Below are 16,056 nucleotides of genomic sequence, written 5' to 3' on the forward strand. Positions count from 1 at the left end.
ACATTAAACTGCATACAGTTACTCTATTCAATTCCTATTTTGGCTTCAAGCATGAGTTCCATTCCCGCCTTCGATACCCTTATCCGCAACGCTGCCCTGCAGGGGAGCGTGGCCCTGACGGACATCGGCATCCGTGATGGGCGCATTGCCGCGATCATTCCTGTTGCGCAGCGCGGCGAAGCTAAGGCTCATCTAGTAGAGGATGTCGGTGGCCGTCTCGTTTTGCCGGGTTTCGTCGACACCCATGTCCATCTGGACAAATCCTGTCTTCTTGCATGCTGCAGGGGTGTTGGGGGAGGGTTGAAAGGCGCCGTTGCGGCAGTGTCGCGGCTGAAGCAGGACTTCACGGAAGAAGATGTCTATCGCCGTGGTGCCCGAACCATCGAAATGGCTATCCTGCAAGGCACCATGCATATGCGCACGCATGTGGAGATCGATCCGCGTGTGGGTCTGCGAAGCCTTGCTGCGATCCAGCGCCTGAAGCGCGACTATGCCTTCGCCATCGACCTTTCTATCTGTGTCTTTCCGCAGGAGGGCCTGTTTAATGATCCCGGTACCGAGGCGCTGCTTGAGAGAGCGCTGGACAGTGGCGCGGATCTCCTCGGCGGATGTCCCTATACGGACAGCGACCCTGCTGCGCATATGGAGCGTCTGTTTGACATGGCAGTGAGCCATGACGTCGATCTCGATTTCCACCTTGATTTCGATCTCGATCCGAGCTGGACCCATATGGATGACATCTGTCGCTTGACGGAAGCCAGGGGTTGGCAGGGGCGGGTGGCGATCGGCCATGTCACCAAACTGGCCGCAATGGAGGAGACGGCATTCGAGCGGCATGTAGCCCTGTTAAGGGCCGCCGGCGTTGCGGTCACGGCCCTGCCTTCGACAGATCTCTATCTCAACGGGCGCGACAAGGGGTTTCGTGCGCCGCGCGGAGTGGCGCCCGTGCATGTGTTGGCTGAGCTAGGCATCACGACATCTATTGCGACGAATAACGTCATGAATCCCTTCACGCCTTACGGCGATTGCTCCTTGCTGCGTATGGCCAATCTCTACGCAAATCTCATGCACATTGGACCCGAAGGCTTCTCCCAATGCCTGGGTTTGATCACGCAAGACGCCGCCCGTCTGATGCGTATCGACGGCTACGGCCTTGCGCCCGGCCACTTCGCAGACCTGATCGTTCACGATGCGACAGATGAAGACGAGGCTTTCGGCAGCATTGCTCCCGTCTTGATGGGTTTCAAGAAAGGCAGGAAGACCTTCGAGCGCCGGGCCGAAATTCTGTCATGGTCGGCGAGCGGCGATCCCACAGTCTAAAATTGTTGGCGCACGCTACCGCCGGCGCGGTCGAGGATCCCAGCGCAGCTCGTTCAAGCCGAGCCTCGGAGTTTCCGGAGAGCCCCCCTGACTGCCGTGTAGGCAGTCAGGAAGGGCCCATGTGATAATGGGCGTCGCCCTTGCTGCTCAAGACAGCTGCACGAAATGCCCCTTGCTGACTTCGCGGTACTCGCGGCGGGGCGGCGTATAGCCGGTAGGCCGCACCGGGCTTTTCAATTCGTCGATGGCCGCGCTGCGTCTCAGGCCACGGCGCTCGGGATCGGGAACCGGCACGGCTGCCAACAGCTTTTTTGTGTAGTCATGCTGCGGGTTGTCGAAGATCGCGGCGCGGGGGCCGATCTCGACGATTTCGCCTAGATACATGACAGCAACCCGGTGGCTGATCCGCTCGACTACAGCCATGTCATGGCTAATGAACAGGAAGGCGAGATTGAATTCTTCCTGCAGGTCCATCAGCAAGTTGCACACCTGTGCCTTGATCGAGACATCAAGCGCCGACACGCTTTCGTCGGCCACGATGACTTTCGGATTAAGCGATAGAGCGCGGGCGATCGCGATGCGTTGGCGCTGGCCGCCCGAAAACTCATGCGGATAACGATCCATCATCTCCGGGGTAAGGCCAACTTTGCGCAAAAGATCGGCGACTTTGGCCTGAGCTTCCTGCCGCGTGCCGAGGCGGTGCTTGAGGTAGGGTTCGGCAATCGCGGCACCCACCGTCATGCGCGGGTTCAGACTCGAAAACGGGTCCTGAAAGATCATCTGCACGCTGCGGCGCATCGCGCGCAGGCTTGGCTGGTCGAGTGAGAGGACATTGTAGCCGTCGAGATGAACTTCCCCACTCTCGGGCTCGACGAGACGCGTGATGGAACGTCCGGTGGTCGACTTGCCGCAACCGCTTTCGCCGACGATGGACAGGGTCTCTCCCTGGAAGAGGTCGAACGAAACCCCCTCAACCGCATGAACCGCACCGGTTTGCCGACCGAAGAGACCGCTGCGGATCGGGAAGCGTGTCACCAGGTTCTTGACCGCGAGCACTGGCGTCTTGCCGACATCCACAGTGTTCGCCACTTCGGTCGGCTCGTTTGCCAGACCCGAACCGATATCGATGATTGGAAATCGCAGCGGCCAGGCATGATCCTGCATCGAGCCGAGCTTTGGCACAGCGGCAAGCAATGCACGCGTATAGGGGTGCTCGCCGCGGTGGAAAACCTCGGCCGTTGGTCCTTGCTCGACCACGTCGCCACGCAGCATGACGATGGTGCGGTCGGCGATCTCAGCCACCACGCCCATGTCGTGGGTGATGAAGAGAACGGACATGCCCTCTTCCTCTTGCAGCTCTTTAATCAGGTCAAGAATCTGGCCCTGGATTGTCACGTCAAGCGCCGTTGTCGGTTCGTCGGCGATCAACAGATTCGGGCGGGAAGCCAGCGCCATGGCAATCATCACGCGTTGTCGCATGCCGCCGGAAAACTGATGCGGATAATCGTCGAAGCGGTTGGCCGCATTGGGAATGCGCACCTTGTCCAGCATACGGATCGTCTCGGCACGGGCTTCGCTTCTCGTCATGCCCTTGTGCCGCGTCAACACTTCCGAGATTTGCCGTCCGATCGTGAAGATCGGATTGAGGCTGGTCATCGGCTCCTGGAAAATCATTGCCGCCGCATTGCCACGGACAGCTTGCATATCCTTTTCAGCCAGCGACAGAATGTCATGCCTGTTCAGCCAGATGCGTCCCTCGACGCGACTTTGTGCACGGGCCAGAAGGCGCATGATCGACAGCGAGGTGACGCTCTTGCCGGAGCCGGATTCGCCGACAATAGCGACGGTTTCTCCGGGTTTCACGTCGAAGGAAATATTGCGCACGACTGTCCGCCACTGACCGTCGACGAGAAAGGACGTCGTCAGATTCTCGACCGAGAGAACGGCGGGTGTCTCAAGTTTGGCGGCGGCTGTCGTCATGGCGTTCATGGTTTCCGGATCCGATCCTTGAAAGGTGCTGTTCTGATGCAGTCGCGTTCAGGCAGGCTTCAGGGGCGTGGCAAAGGAAGGCGAGGGGCGGCCATCAGCGATGCGGGCCGCTTCAAGGGCGGCAATCTTCTCGTCGATCAGGCGGCGATCAGTCAGGCCATGCGGATTGGCGCGTGTCGGCATGGTTTCCACGACATGCAGGAAACGCTCCTGAGCCACGGCATAAAGCCGTCGCAACTCACCCAGCGGATCGGGATGGTCGTCGGCGCGGATGTCGAGCCACGGATAGTCCTGGTCGCGGCAGATTTTGAGGGCTGCCGACTGCCGTCCCCGTTTGTCGCCACCGGCCGCCTCGCCGGCATCCATCGCCGCCAAAAGCCGTTCGGGGAGGGGCGTACCTTCGGTCTCCTTGTAGACCCGCAAGGTCTCGGCAATGACATTGGGGCCCACCAGCATGTTCCCGGCGACCGATACATCGTCATCAATGATGTGCCCGGCCCAGTCGATGCATTTTTGACCTGTGAAGGCAGCGTTCCGGCCTTGCCCGTCAATCAGATGCATTTGTCGTTGTTGGCACCCATCGTCGCGATCGGTCAGAGTTGCGATGATCGACTCGGGTGACTGGCCATCGGCTAATAGCATCAAGCCGTCGGTGCCGTAGAGCGGGCTGATGAATGCTTGAGTGGCAATGGCGCCGATTCCCCCGCGCATGGAGGGTACGATGGCGCCGACCGCGAAAAAGCGGCTGGCGACGGCGATGCCGAGATGTCCGGTTTCAGGATCCCGTGCAACGATTGACCAGGTCATGAATTATCTCCCGATCGCATAAGCTTGCATGAGCCTTGGCGTCGCGGCTGCTCGTAGCAAACCGTCAGCATCGCGGCGTGCGGCGGTCAGTCGGCCGACGGTCCAGGGATCAGCCGGCGTGATGTCGTGTCCCATGGCCTTCAGCGCCTTGATGGTCTCTGCGCCGATCGAGCTTTCGATCATCACATTGCCCGGCTGGCTGGTGCGCGGATAGAAGGAGCCGGGGAAATGCGCGGTGTGGAAGAGCGGCATGTCGATCGCCGCCTGCAGGTTCTGCTTGTGATGCACATAGCGGAGGAAGAAGGACAGCTGCCACTGGTCCTGCTGGTCGCCGCCAGGCGTTCCAAAAGCCAGGGTCGGGCGGCCTTCATAGAGCGCGATCGATGGTGTCAGCGTGGTGCGCGGGCGCTTGCCAGGGGCCAGCGAAGTCGGAAGACCCGGCTTCAGCCAGAACATCTGGGCGCGGGAATTGAGGCAGAAGCCGAGGCCGGGAATGATCGGCGAGGATTGCAGCCAGCCGCCTGATGGCGTGACCGATACCATGTTGCCCTCGCGGTCGATGACATCGATGTGGACGGTGTCGCCTCGCTTTTCCGTCAGATGCGACATGGTCGGCTCGTAGACAGCGCCCGTGCCGGACATGGATGCAAGCATCTCCATGGTCAGGTCATGCTGGGTTTCGAAACCCGGCAATCGGCCTGGACGCAGATCCATGGACCCGGTGGTGCCGATCAGCTTGCGGCGCGCGTCATTGTAGGCATCCGACAACAGTTGCTCCATCGGCACGCTGGCAAAGGCCGGGTCCCCGTAATAGACCTCGCGGTCGGCATAGGCGAGCTTCATGGTCTCAACAACGGTGTGGACGAAATCCGGACCCAGCGGGTCCATGGCCGCGACATCAAAACCCTTCAGAAGCGCCAGTGATTGCAGCAGCACCGGCCCCTGGCCCCATGGTCTTGTCTTGGCGATGGTCCAGCCGTGATAGTCGAACGTTTGCGGTGCTTCTACCGTGGCCGACCAGCCGGCCATGTCGTCAGCGGTCAACACGCCCTTGTGGCGGCTGCCGCTGGCATCCATCACGTCGGCGGTCTTCAGATAGTCCTCGATCGCCTCGGCGACGAAGCCCCGGTAGAAGGCGTCGCGGGCCGCATCGATTTGGTTTTCGCGACCGGTCGCGCATTCTGCCTCATTGATGATGCGGGTGTATGTGGCGGCAAGAACCGGATTGCAAAACAGCGCATGCGGTTCGGGCGCCACGCCGCCCGGCAGCCAGGTCTCGTAGGACGTCGGCCATTCCTTCTCGAAGAACTCGGCCAGGCCCTTAATCGTGGCCGAGACGCGCGGCAGCATCGGGTGGCCATCTCTGGCATAGTGGATGGCCGGTTCCAGCACCTCGCGCACGGTCATCGTGCCATAGTTCCGCAGCATCAGCATCCAGCCGTCGAAGGCGCCGGGAATGACGGTGGCGAGCAAGCCATCGCCAGGGATAATCGACAGCCCCTCGCACGTATAGTGCTCGATGGTCGCGCCGGCCGGGGCAGGCCCCTGCGCGCAGATTACCTCGACCTTGCCGGTCTTCGCCGAATAGATCAGCGCCGGCATGTCGCCGCCCGGGCCCACAAGATGCGGCTCCAGGATCTGCAGCACAAAGCCGGTCGCGACCGCCGCATCGAAAGCATTGCCGCCTTTTTCCAGAATGCTCATGCCGACGGCAGAGGCGATCCAGTGGGTGGAGGTGACGACACCGAATGTGCCGAGGATCTCCGGGCGGGTGGTAAACTCAGTCATGCAATGTTCCTTCGCAGGTATTCGTCAGGATTCCCGGGGGTCGAGCGCATCGCGCAGACCATCGCCGAGCAGATTGAAGCCGATCACGACCAGGAAGATCGCCGCCCCCGGCCACATGGCCATCCAGGGTGCCTGATCGAGGAAATTCTTCGCGACATTGAGCATCGAACCCCAGCTTGGCGCGGGAGGCTGCTGGCCAAGCCCAAGGAAGGATAGGCTCGCTTCGGCAATGATGGCGGTTGCCACTGTCAGCGTGGCCTGAACGATGATGGGTGCTGTGATGTTGGGCAGAATGTAACGCAGCATGATGTCGAGATGGCCAAGGCCGATCGAGCGGGCGCCTTCGACATAATCTTCCGTCTTGACGGCCAGAACCTGGCCGCGGGTCAGCCGCACGAAGACCGGCATGGCCGAGAGCCCGATGGCGATCATCGCATTGGTGAGGCTGGGGCCGAGGAAGGCTGCCAGCGCGATCGCCATGATCAGGAAGGGCAGGGCGAGGAATGCCTCGGTGATGCGCGAGATGACCTGATCGACCCAGCCGCCGAAATAGCCGGCAATCAGGCCGAAAGGCACGCCGATGACGATCGAGATGGCAACCGAAAATATGCCGGCCATTAGCGAAGCCTGTGCGCCCCAGATCATCCGGGACAGGATATCGCGGCCGATGTCGTCCGTTCCCATCCAGTGCTCAGCAGATGGCGCCTTGCGGATGGCGGTCCAGCTGGTGGCCAGCGGATCGGGGATTGGCAGAAGCGGTGCCGACAAGGCCAGGATCGCGAAGAACAGAATGATGCAGAGCCCCACAAGCGCGCTGCGATTGGCTTTCAGCTTGCGCCATGCCCGGTTGCCGCTTTTGGCCGGAACGCTCGCTGCCACAGTCGGATTAAGCGTCGTCATAGGCTGGCCCTCATGCGCGGATTGAGGATGACATAGAGCACGTCTGCCACGAGGTTCATCAGGATGAAGCCGACGGCGGTGCACAGCACGACACCCTGAACCACCGCATAATCGCGGTTGAACACGGCATCGACGATCAGCTTGCCAAAACCCGGAATGGTGAAGATCTGCTCGGTCAGTACCGCGCCGGCGAGAAGCTCGCCGAACAGAAGGGCGCTGAGCGTCACGATCGGCAGCAGCGCGTTGCGGAATGTGTGGCTGAGAATGACGACCCGTTCGGACAAGCCCTTGGCGCGCGCCGTGCGGATGTAGTCGGACTTCATCACGCTCAACATGGCCGATCGGGTGTGGCGCATCAAGGTCGCGGCGAGTGCTGTGCCGAGCACGAAGGCCGGCATGATCATGGTTTCGATCGAGCGCACCGGATCGACAAAGATCGATTCATAGCCCGAAGCCGGCAGCCAGCCGAGTTTAACCGAGACCAGCAGGATCAGCATGATGCCGAGCCAGAAATTCGGGATGGAGAGACCGGACAGTGCGACGATATTGGCGATATAGTCGATGACGGTGTTCTTCTTGACGGCAGCCAGAATGCCCATGGGAACGCCGATGACAAAGGCGAAGATCATCGACATGATCGCCAGCTGGATCGTGACGGGTAGTTTCTCGCCGATCAGTTCCAGTACGGGCTGGTTGGTGCGCAGCGATATGCCAAAATCACCCTGCAGCACGTTGGCGATCCAGTAGCCGTATTGGTAGATCACAGGGTCGTTCAGACGATATTTATCTCGCAGGAATTCAATCACCTGCGGGTCACGCTCTTCGCCGGCCATGGCGAGGATCGGATCGCCCGGCAGCAGCTTCTGCAGCGAGAAGACAAAGATCGACACGATCAGAAGCGTCGGTATGGCGACCAACAGCCGTTTTCCGATGTAGATATGCATGAACATCCGGTCCTGATTTCAGCGGGTGCCTGCGGAGCGCCATGCGCTCCGCAGGAGAGATCGAGGCGGATCAGCCCTTCTTGACGCCGAGCAGGCGGATCATGCCATCGGGCGACGGAACGAAGCCGGTGACTTCTTTCTTCGTGGCCCAAATCCACGACTGGTGGCCGAGATAGATCACCGGCAGGTCGTCGTTGAGGATCTTGCCGGCGGCATCGTATTTCTGCTTGCGGACGGCATCGTCGGTTGAAGCGCGGGCTTCGTTGAGGAGCGTATCGACTTCAGGGTTGCAGTATTTGGTGTCGTTGATCCCGCCCTCGCAGGTGACGAACTGGTGCAGGTTGCCGTCAGGGTCGACGCGGCCGGACCAATCGGAGCGGCTGAGCTGATAGTTGCCGGCCGTCTGTTCGCTGAGCAGCGTGGCAAACTCGGTGGTCTTCAGGCTGACATCGAAGCCGGCCTCGGCCACCATGGCCTGGACGATCTGCATCATCTGGGCAGCAACCGGATTGTTGGGGATCTGCATTTCGATCGGCACCCGCTCGAAACCAGCTTCCTTGATCAGGGCCTTTGCCTTTTCGAGGTCGCGGGCCGGAACTGGCAGTTCCTTGTTGAACCACGGGCTGTTCGGCGGGAACGGCTGATTACCGCCGACGGCTGTGCCTTCATAAACGACCTGGTTCAGCGCTTCGCGGTCGATAGCGAGCGAGAAGGCCTGGCGCAGGCGCTTGTCCTTGCCGAACGGGTTGTCGGCAAGCGCGCCATTGGCGATGTTCACATAGAGCGCCATGTAGCCAATATTGACGACGTCGGCATAGGTGAGGCTGTCGTCAGCCTTGACGGATGCCGCATCGGTTGCGGCCAGTCGCTCGATCATATCGAGTTCGCCGGAGCGCAGGTTGGCCAGCCGCACCGTGGTGTCGGGGATCGGCAGGTAGGTCACCTTGTCGATGAAGACCTTATCCTTGTCCCAGTAGTCGGCGAACTTTTCGAGCACGATGCGATCCTGCTGGATGCGTTCGACGAATTTGAACGGTCCGGCGCAGACCGGGGCGGAACCAAAATTGGCACCCAGTTCGGTGGCAGCCTTCGGTGAGACGATCATTCCGGCGCGGTCCGAGAGCTGCGCGAGGAGCGTGACATCGGGCGCCTTAAGCGTGAATTTGACTTCGTAGTCGCTGGTGGCTTCCACCTTTGAGACCGAGCTCAGCTCGCTCTTGCGACGCGATTCCGGCATCGTCATGTTGCGCTCAATGGTGGCAACGACGGCGGCAGCATCGAGTGGTGTGTCGTCATGAAACTTGACGCCTTCGCGCAGCTTCATGGTCAGTTCCTTGCCATCGGCGGACCAGGCCCATTCGGTCGCAAGTTGCGGCACGATCTTCAGGTCTGGTGAAACGTCGACAAGCTTGTCGCACATTGCCGTGTAGACGATGCGGCCGACAAAGGTCCGCGACTGGGCAGGGTCGAGCACGTCGGCGTCGTCCTGCAGGCCGATGCGCAGTTCGGCAGACAGTGCGGGGCCGGCAAGCATGGCGCTCGCCAGGAGAATGGTGGATAAACGCGACATTATCTTCATGGTCGAAAATCCTCTGGTCTGGTTCTCTGTTTTCATGGGTGTCGCCGGTTATGGCTCCGGCGTTCAGGTCTGGCCGGCGCTCGCCGGAATGCGTCTGTCAGGAAACCTCGCCCAGCGGGTCGCCCTCCAGATGGTCCATGGATGTTTGGCGGATCAGCCGCTCCTGCAGCATCAGAAGGTGCTGACGCATGGCTTCGCCGGCCTTCGCCGGATCGCGTGAGGCAATCGCGTCTATGATCGCGGCATGCTGCGCGTTCGACAGGCTCATGGTGTTTGTGTTGCTGCGGGCGCGCTCGCGGATCGACTGCCAGGCGTCGTCCTGACGCACCCGGTTGATCACGTCGAAGATGGACAGGAAAAGCTGGTTGCCGGCGGCCTGCGCGATCTGGCGGTGTAGTGCGCCGTCCCAGAGTTCCTTGGCATCGGCATCCTCGCTGCCGAGGATCTTCTGGGCGAGCTCGCGCATGCGGTCGATGTCGCTGCCCTTGGCGCGAAGGGCAGCCAGTTGTGCGAGTTGCGGCTCGATGCGCAGTCGCACTTCCATGATCTCCATGAAATTGGTTCCGGCGACGATGGTCTCTAGTCGGTCGCTCCATTCGTCAGGTTTCTGACCGGCAAACGTGCCCGAACCCTGCTTGCGCCAGATCGCGCCCTCGGCCTCCAGGACTTCGAGCGCGCGACGGATCGCCCTGCGGCTCAAGCCGAGCTTTTCGCAGAGTGTCCGTTCGGTTGGCAGTTTTCCATCCGAACCGACGTCGCCGTGACGAAGAAGCTCCCGTAGCCTTTCCAGGGCATAATTGGAGTTTTCCTGGGGTGATATCTCTGACATGAAAGGTTCGAACCAATTAGCGATTGGTTCAGTGAACGTCGAAATCCGCCGCTCGTCAAGCTGCTTTTTGTGCAGATATGAAAGTGCTCAATAATGCGGCAGGATGATGCGAAAAAGACGGGGGCTTAGACTCGGAGGGGATCTCGAGGAAAGCCGGCCGAAGCTCACGGAATGGCATCCTGCAAGGCGAACATCGAAGGCTTCCTGGGAGCCGAACTCAAGTTGATCCTCGATGCTGAGGGTGTGACGAACCTCATGGTCGTTAGCGCGATGAGCCATATGTGCCTCGATGCGCTGGCGCGTGCCGCATCCGACCTCGGCTATGGCGTGATCGTCGTCCATGATGCCGTCACAACTCGTGATCTGGAGTTTGGCGGCAGGACGTCTCCGCCACCGACGTCCATGCGTCTTTCATCGTGGCTCTTGCATTTGCCTATGCGACTGTCGTGAGCGCGCATGAGTTTCTCAGCGGCTGAGGCATGAAGAAGGCCGGGGGTATCCCCGGCCTTATGGTATTCTGCGATCCGTTGCGGATGATGACACTTGGTATCAGATGGCCTGGGGCTCTCAATAGCCCAGAGCAATCCCATCCTTGCGCGATTCAGATGCGCCCGTCAGGGTGCCGTTCTCCCAGTCGATCCGCACGACCTGCGCGCCGCCGATCGGATCTTCAGCCGGCACGATCTCAAAACCACGGCGGGTGAGTTCGGCCACGGTCTCCGCTGAGACAGTGTGCTCGGCTTCAACGCGCGGGACCTTGCCGCCGACGGGGATAAGACGAGGCAGGTCGATCGCATCCTGCATGTCCATGTCGTAGTCGACCACCTTCGAAATCAGATGGGCATGGCCCATGGCCTGATAGTAGCCGCCCATAACGCCGAAGGACATTTCCGTGCGGCCGTCGCGTGTCACCATGCCGGGAATGATCGTGTGCAGCGGACGCTTTTCCGGCGCGATCATGTTGGGATGACCGCGCTTGAGCGAGAAGCTTTGACCACGGTTGTGGAGGATGACGCCCGAGCCCGGCGCAACGAGGCCGGTGCCGAAGCTGTCGAAGATCGAGTTGATGAAGCTAACCGCATTGCGCTCTTCATCAACGATCGAAATGTAGACCGTGTCGCGATGCAGCGGCATCTCGAAATCCGGCAGTTCGGTCAGCGCCCGGGTCAGGTCGATCTTCTCGGCCAGTCCGCGCGCGAAGTCGGCCGAAAGGAGTTCATCGATCGGCACGCTGGCCTTTGCCGGATCGGCGATCCAGGCGTCGCGCGCGGCATAGGCGAGGCGAGTGGCCTCGATTTCCAGATGCAGTCGATCGGCGGAGTGCGGTTCCAGCGTGTTGTCGAAGCAGGAGAGGATGTTGAGGATCAGCAGCGCAATGATGCCCTGGCCGTTCGGCGGGCATTCGTGGACGGTGTAGCCGCGGAAATCGGTGGTAACCGGGGTCACGTACTCGCCCTGGGCTGCCGCAAAATCCTCTAGTGTGTGGAGGCCGCCATGGGCGTTGAGATGGGCCACCATGTCTTCGGCGACGGAGCCCTTGTAGAAGCCGTCGCGGCCTTCGGCGGCAATCTTGCGGAGCGTTGCGGCAAGCTTCGGCTGGCGGTGCGTTTCTCCGATACGCGGTGCGCGGCCGCCGGGTAAGAAGATCTCAGCTGCTGCCTTATCTGCGGCGAGAAGCTCCTCTTCTCTCTTCCAGTCGCGATGGACGCGCGGCGAGATGGCGTAGCCCTCTTCGGCATAGCGAATGGCGGGTGCAAGAACCTCGGCGAAGGATAAGCGCCCGTGGTCGGCATGCAGTCGGGTCCAGGCGTCAATGGCGCCGGGGATGGTGACGGCGGATGGGGACTGGCGCGGGACTTCGGTCAAGCCGCGCTCTTCGAACCATTCGATCGTCAGCGCCTTGGGCGTGCGGCCTGAACCATTGTAGGCGACGACCTCTGCGCCGCCCTTTGGAGCGTACAACGCAAAACAATCGCCGCCAATGCCGGTGGATCCCGGTTCCACCACGCATTGCACGGCGCAGGCGGCAATCGCTGCATCCATGGCATTGCCACCGGCCTGCAGGATGTTGATGGCCGTGAGCGTGGCATAGGGGTGGGAAGTCGCAGCCATGGCCTTGGCAGACACAGCCACCGACCGCGTCGGCTTCTCGAAATTGCGCATCCTTGGCAGTCTCCTCGCATGTTCTTGTGCCACGGCTTCAACCGCGGGATCCGTATGGTGTCATGAGGATCTGCAGGAAGGCTAGTGCCCGGACGATCAGAAAGTCGATGAAAAGATAGATTGCACGGGCCGCGATGCGGCCACCCGCAGAAAGCGATAGCCCCAGCCTAAACCTAGATGGCGAACCTCAGGCCTATCAATCCGCTCCGGAAATGAGCGATTTCCTCAATCGCTCGGTCCGGATCGATATCCTTTGCATCCAATGCATACCCCCCAAACGGATGCCTCGGGGTTGTCATCCAACCAACCTGCCCCTCGCGGCTTAGCCTACATGGCAAGGGTTCGGCTCCTCTTTGTGGACCCTAATCGACTTCAGGGCGCCAAAGCTGAGACGCCTCAAGCCAATCGGCAGTGTTTCAACGATTGGCCCAGCTTACACACCAGACAAACCGGTAGCCCGACAAAGATGCAAGGCACTCAGCCAGATGGCGAGACGGGGATCTCCTCGATTTCCCCGATGGTGTGCTGACGCAGCGGCCTATTACCGGAAAGCGAGCGTGCCAGCAGATAGAAGACCGGCGTCATGAAGATCCCGAACAGCGTAACGCCGATCATGCCTGAGAAGACGGCGACACCCATGGCGGAGCGCATCTCCGCACCCGCGCCTGTCGACACGACGAGCGGGATTACGCCCATGATGAAGGCCATCGAGGTCATCAGGATCGGTCGGAGTCGCAGGCGGCTGGCTTCTACTGCTGCCTGGAGCGGCGTCCGGCCCTCGAACTCGAGCTCTCGCGCAAATTCGACGATCAGGATCGCATTCTTGGCAGACAGACCGACCAGCACCACCAGGCCGATCTGCGTGAAGATGTTGTTATCCCCGCCCGTGTACCAGACACCCACCAGAGCCGCGAGCACGCCCATCGGCACGATCATGATGATCGATAGCGGCAGGGTCAGGCTCTCGTATTGCGCCGCCAACACCAAATAGACGAGCAGGAGTGCAAGCGGGAATACGATGATGCTCGAATTGCCTGCCAGGATCTGCTGGTAGGTCAGATCCGTCCATTCGAAATCGATACCGGCGGGCATGGTTTCCTCCAGGATTTTTTCCATCGCCACCTGTGCCTGGCCTGAAGAAAAGCCAGGGGCGGGGCCACCATTGATATCGGCGGCCAGGAAGCCGTTGTAACGTGTGGTGCGTTCGGGGCCCGTTGACGTTTCGACCTTCAGGAGGGCGGAGAGCGGGATCATCTCGCCGCTTGCCGAGCGCACCTTCAACTGGCCGATGTCTTCCGGCTTGGCGCGATACTGAGCATCGGCCTGGACGCGCACGCTGTAGGTACGGCCAAAGGCGTTGAAGTCGTTGACATAGAGCGAGCCCAGATAGATCTGCAGCGTCTGGAAGACGTCAGTCACGGAGACGCCGAGCTGCTGTGCCTTGACCCGGTCGAGATCGGCAAACAGCTGCGGAACGTTGACCTGGAAGCTTGAGAAGATGCCCGCAAGCTCTGGTGTCTGATAGGCTTTGGCGAGGACTGCCTTTGTCGTTTCGTCGAGCGTCTCATAGCCAAAGCCGGCCCGGTCCTCGATCTGCAGTTTGAAGCCGCCGGTCGAGCCGAGGCCGTTGACGGGTGGCGGCGGGAACATGGCGATGAAGGCGCCATCGATGGCTGCGAACTTTTGATTGAGGGCCATGGCGATCGCGCCACCTGACAGGGACGGATCTTTACGCTCCTCGAAGTCGTCGAGAACAGCAAAGACGATCCCGGCATTGGAGCCGATGGTGAAGCCGTTGATCGACAGGCCCGGGAATGCGAGCGCATTTTTCACACCCGGCTCCTGCAACGCGATATCGCTCATTCGGCGGATGACCTCTTCCGTGCGGTCGAGCGTTGCGCCATCCGGCAATTGGGCAAAACCGATGAGATACTGCTTGTCCTGTGCTGGCACGAAACCGCCGGGTACCGTGGTGAACATGCCGTATGTTGCGGCGACCAGCGCGAGATAGATCACCATCACCAGGCTCTTGCGGCCAAGCAGGCCGCCGACCGTGCGGCCATAGCCGTTGGACGCGGCTCCAAAGGCGCGGTTGAAGCCCCGGAAGAACCAGCCGAGGAGACTATCCATGATGCGGGTGAGCCGGTCCTTAGGCGCGCGATGGTCCTTGAGCAGCAGAGCCGCCAGCGCCGGCGACAGGGTCAGCGAATTGATCGCCGAGATGACCGTCGATATCGCAATCGTCAGGGCGAACTGACGATAGAACTGGCCCGAAAGCCCGGTGATGAAGGCGAGCGGCACAAAGACCGCGACGAGTACCAGCGCAATCGCGATGATTGGTCCTGAGACTTCTCTCATGGCGCGGTACGTGGCCTCGCGGGGGGAGAGCCCGTTTTCGATGTTGCGCTCGACATTCTCCACGACGACGATCGCGTCATCGACCACGATCCCGATCGCCAGCACCAGGCCGAACAGTGTCAGGGCGTTGATCGAGAAGCCGAAGGCATACATGACCGCGAAGGTGCCGACGATCGAGACCGGGACAGCGATCAAGGGGATGATCGAGGCACGCCAGGTCTGCAGGAACAGGATGACCACGAGCACAACGAGCGCAATCGCTTCGAGCAGCGTATCGACGACCTTGTCAATCGAGGCCCGCACGAATTCCGTCGTGTCGTAGACAATCTCGAAGCGCACACCGTCAGGCATCGCCTGCTGCAGATCGGCCATCGTCTGCTGCACGGCATCGGATATGGCAATGGCGTTGGAGCCAGGCGCCTGGAAGATCGGAATGGCGACGGCGGGCTCACCGTCGAGAAGCGAACGAAGCGAGTATTCCGCGGCCCCCAGCTCGATGCGTGCGAGATCGGCAAGTCGGGTGATCTCACCGTTCGGACCGGACTTCACGACGATCGCACCGAATTCCTCCGGGGTCTGAAGGCGGCCCCGTGCATTGACGTTCAATTGCAGATCGACGCCTTCAAGCGACGGCGAGGCGCCGATCGTGCCGGCGGCGGCCTGGACGTTCTGCTGGGCGATGGCGCTGGTGATGTCGCTTGCTGCCAGACCGTGCTCCGCCACCTTTTGCGGATCGAGCCAGATGCGCATGGAATAGTCGCCGGCACCGAAGACCTGGACCTGGCCGACGCCTTCGATGCGGGCCAGCCTGTCCTTGACGTTCAGCGTTGCGTAATTGCGCAGATAGGTCAGGTCGTAGCGATCACCGGTCGAGACGAGATGCACCACCATCATCAGATCGGGTGAGCTCTTGACCGTTGTCACACCGAGCGCCCGGACTTCTGCCGGCAGTCGCGGCTCGGCCTGGGCGACGCGGTTCTGCACCAGTTGCTGAGCCTTGTCCGGATCGGTGCCGAGACGGAAGGTGACAGTGAGGGTGAGCACGCCGTCGGAGGTTGCCTGGCTCGACATGTAGAGCATGTTTTCGACGCCGTTGATCTGCTCTTCCAGTGGCGTTGCCACCGTTTGCGAAATCACGGTCGGGTTGGCGCCCGGATAGACGGCACGCACGACGACAGACGGCGGCACGACCTCTGGATACTCCGAAATCGGAAGGGCCCTGAGGCCAATCAGGCCAGCGACAAGAATGAGGATCGAAAGCACGGCGGCAAAGACCGGCCGGTCGACGAAAAAGCGGGAGAAATTCATCTGAGGCCCCATAAGGCAGACAAGGGAGGAGCGATCCCGCAACGAAGATTGCGGGAGGCGACTTAGGTTTC

General features: G+C 60.9%; 11 protein-coding genes. 2 read left to right on the forward strand and 9 right to left on the reverse strand.

Features of this window, described 5'->3' with window-relative positions; all coding sequences use genetic code 11:
- Positions 1–51 precede the first annotated feature (51 nt).
- A complete protein-coding gene (locus BW978_RS10600) occupies positions 52–1,320 on the forward strand; it encodes an amidohydrolase family protein (protein WP_076394775.1) in 1,269 nt (422 codons plus the stop codon).
- A 147-nt stretch (positions 1,321–1,467) separates the two neighbouring features.
- Here BW978_RS10600 and BW978_RS10605 read toward each other — a convergent pair whose 3' ends face one another.
- From BW978_RS10605 to BW978_RS10635, 7 genes are all read right to left on the reverse strand, one after another.
- A complete protein-coding gene (locus BW978_RS10605) occupies positions 1,468–3,309 on the reverse strand; it encodes an ABC transporter ATP-binding protein (RefSeq protein ID WP_244551925.1) in 1,842 nt (613 codons plus the stop codon).
- A 48-nt stretch (positions 3,310–3,357) separates the two neighbouring features.
- Positions 3,358–4,116: a DUF1028 domain-containing protein gene (locus BW978_RS10610; protein WP_076394777.1), complete on the reverse strand. Its 759-nt coding sequence runs from the start codon at positions 4,114–4,116 to the stop codon at positions 3,358–3,360.
- A 3-nt stretch (positions 4,117–4,119) separates the two neighbouring features.
- Entirely contained in the window at positions 4,120–5,904 is a 1,785-nt protein-coding gene (locus tag BW978_RS10615; protein ID WP_076394780.1) for a gamma-glutamyltransferase family protein, read from the reverse strand.
- Between the two features lie 24 nt (positions 5,905–5,928).
- Positions 5,929–6,804 carry an ABC transporter permease gene (locus BW978_RS10620; RefSeq protein WP_076394782.1) on the reverse strand — a complete coding sequence of 292 codons (876 nt, stop codon included), beginning with the start codon at positions 6,802–6,804 and terminating at the stop codon, positions 5,929–5,931.
- On the reverse strand, positions 6,801–7,748 hold the full coding sequence (locus BW978_RS10625) for an ABC transporter permease (RefSeq protein ID WP_076394986.1): 948 nt from the start codon (positions 7,746–7,748) through the stop codon (positions 6,801–6,803). The genes BW978_RS10620 and BW978_RS10625 overlap by 4 nt, the downstream gene beginning before the upstream one ends.
- Positions 7,749–7,818: 70 nt before the next feature.
- Positions 7,819–9,327 carry an ABC transporter substrate-binding protein gene (locus BW978_RS10630; protein WP_076394784.1) on the reverse strand — a complete coding sequence of 503 codons (1,509 nt, stop codon included), beginning with the start codon at positions 9,325–9,327 and terminating at the stop codon, positions 7,819–7,821.
- Positions 9,328–9,424: 97 nt separating this feature from the next.
- Positions 9,425–10,156, reverse strand: coding sequence for a FadR/GntR family transcriptional regulator (locus BW978_RS10635; RefSeq protein WP_076394786.1), 732 nt, complete (start codon positions 10,154–10,156; stop codon positions 9,425–9,427).
- A 171-nt stretch (positions 10,157–10,327) separates the two neighbouring features.
- Between BW978_RS10635 and BW978_RS10640 the strand changes: the two genes are divergently transcribed.
- The gene (locus tag BW978_RS10640) at positions 10,328–10,606 is read left to right on the forward strand and encodes an isochorismatase family protein (RefSeq protein WP_076394788.1); all 279 of its coding nucleotides are present in this window, start codon (positions 10,328–10,330) and stop codon (positions 10,604–10,606) included.
- Positions 10,607–10,723: 117 nt separating this feature from the next.
- On the opposite strand, the gene ggt is transcribed toward BW978_RS10640, so the two are convergent.
- Positions 10,724–12,319 (reverse strand): gamma-glutamyltransferase, encoded by a 1,596-nt coding sequence (ggt, locus tag BW978_RS10645; protein ID WP_076394790.1) that lies wholly within the window; start codon positions 12,317–12,319, stop codon positions 10,724–10,726.
- Positions 12,320–12,796: 477 nt separating this feature from the next.
- Positions 12,797–15,985: an efflux RND transporter permease subunit gene (locus tag BW978_RS10650; RefSeq protein ID WP_076394792.1), complete on the reverse strand. Its 3,189-nt coding sequence runs from the start codon at positions 15,983–15,985 to the stop codon at positions 12,797–12,799.
- Positions 15,986–16,056 lie beyond the last annotated feature (71 nt).

This window comes from Rhizobium sp. RU33A (genome assembly GCF_900156055.1).
GTDB lineage: Bacteria > Pseudomonadota > Alphaproteobacteria > Rhizobiales > Rhizobiaceae > Allorhizobium.

Excerpts from the sequence above, each read along its gene's own strand:
- BW978_RS10600 (WP_076394775.1), top strand. The coding sequence starts at position 52 with ATGAGTTCCATTCCCGCCTTCGATACCCTTATCCGCAACGCTGCCCTG.
- BW978_RS10605 (WP_244551925.1), bottom strand. The coding sequence starts at position 3,309 with ATGAACGCCATGACGACAGCCGCCGCCAAACTTGAGACACCCGCCGTT.
- BW978_RS10610 (WP_076394777.1), bottom strand. The coding sequence starts at position 4,116 with ATGACCTGGTCAATCGTTGCACGGGATCCTGAAACCGGACATCTCGGC.
- BW978_RS10615 (WP_076394780.1), bottom strand. The coding sequence starts at position 5,904 with ATGACTGAGTTTACCACCCGCCCGGAGATCCTCGGCACATTCGGTGTC.
- BW978_RS10620 (WP_076394782.1), bottom strand. The coding sequence starts at position 6,804 with ATGACGACGCTTAATCCGACTGTGGCAGCGAGCGTTCCGGCCAAAAGC.
- BW978_RS10625 (WP_076394986.1), bottom strand. The coding sequence starts at position 7,748 with ATGCATATCTACATCGGAAAACGGCTGTTGGTCGCCATACCGACGCTT.
- BW978_RS10630 (WP_076394784.1), bottom strand. The coding sequence starts at position 9,327 with ATGAAGATAATGTCGCGTTTATCCACCATTCTCCTGGCGAGCGCCATG.
- BW978_RS10635 (WP_076394786.1), bottom strand. The coding sequence starts at position 10,156 with ATGTCAGAGATATCACCCCAGGAAAACTCCAATTATGCCCTGGAAAGG.
- BW978_RS10640 (WP_076394788.1), top strand. The coding sequence starts at position 10,328 with ATGGCATCCTGCAAGGCGAACATCGAAGGCTTCCTGGGAGCCGAACTC.
- ggt (WP_076394790.1), bottom strand. The coding sequence starts at position 12,319 with ATGCGCAATTTCGAGAAGCCGACGCGGTCGGTGGCTGTGTCTGCCAAG.
- BW978_RS10650 (WP_076394792.1), bottom strand. The coding sequence starts at position 15,985 with ATGAATTTCTCCCGCTTTTTCGTCGACCGGCCGGTCTTTGCCGCCGTG.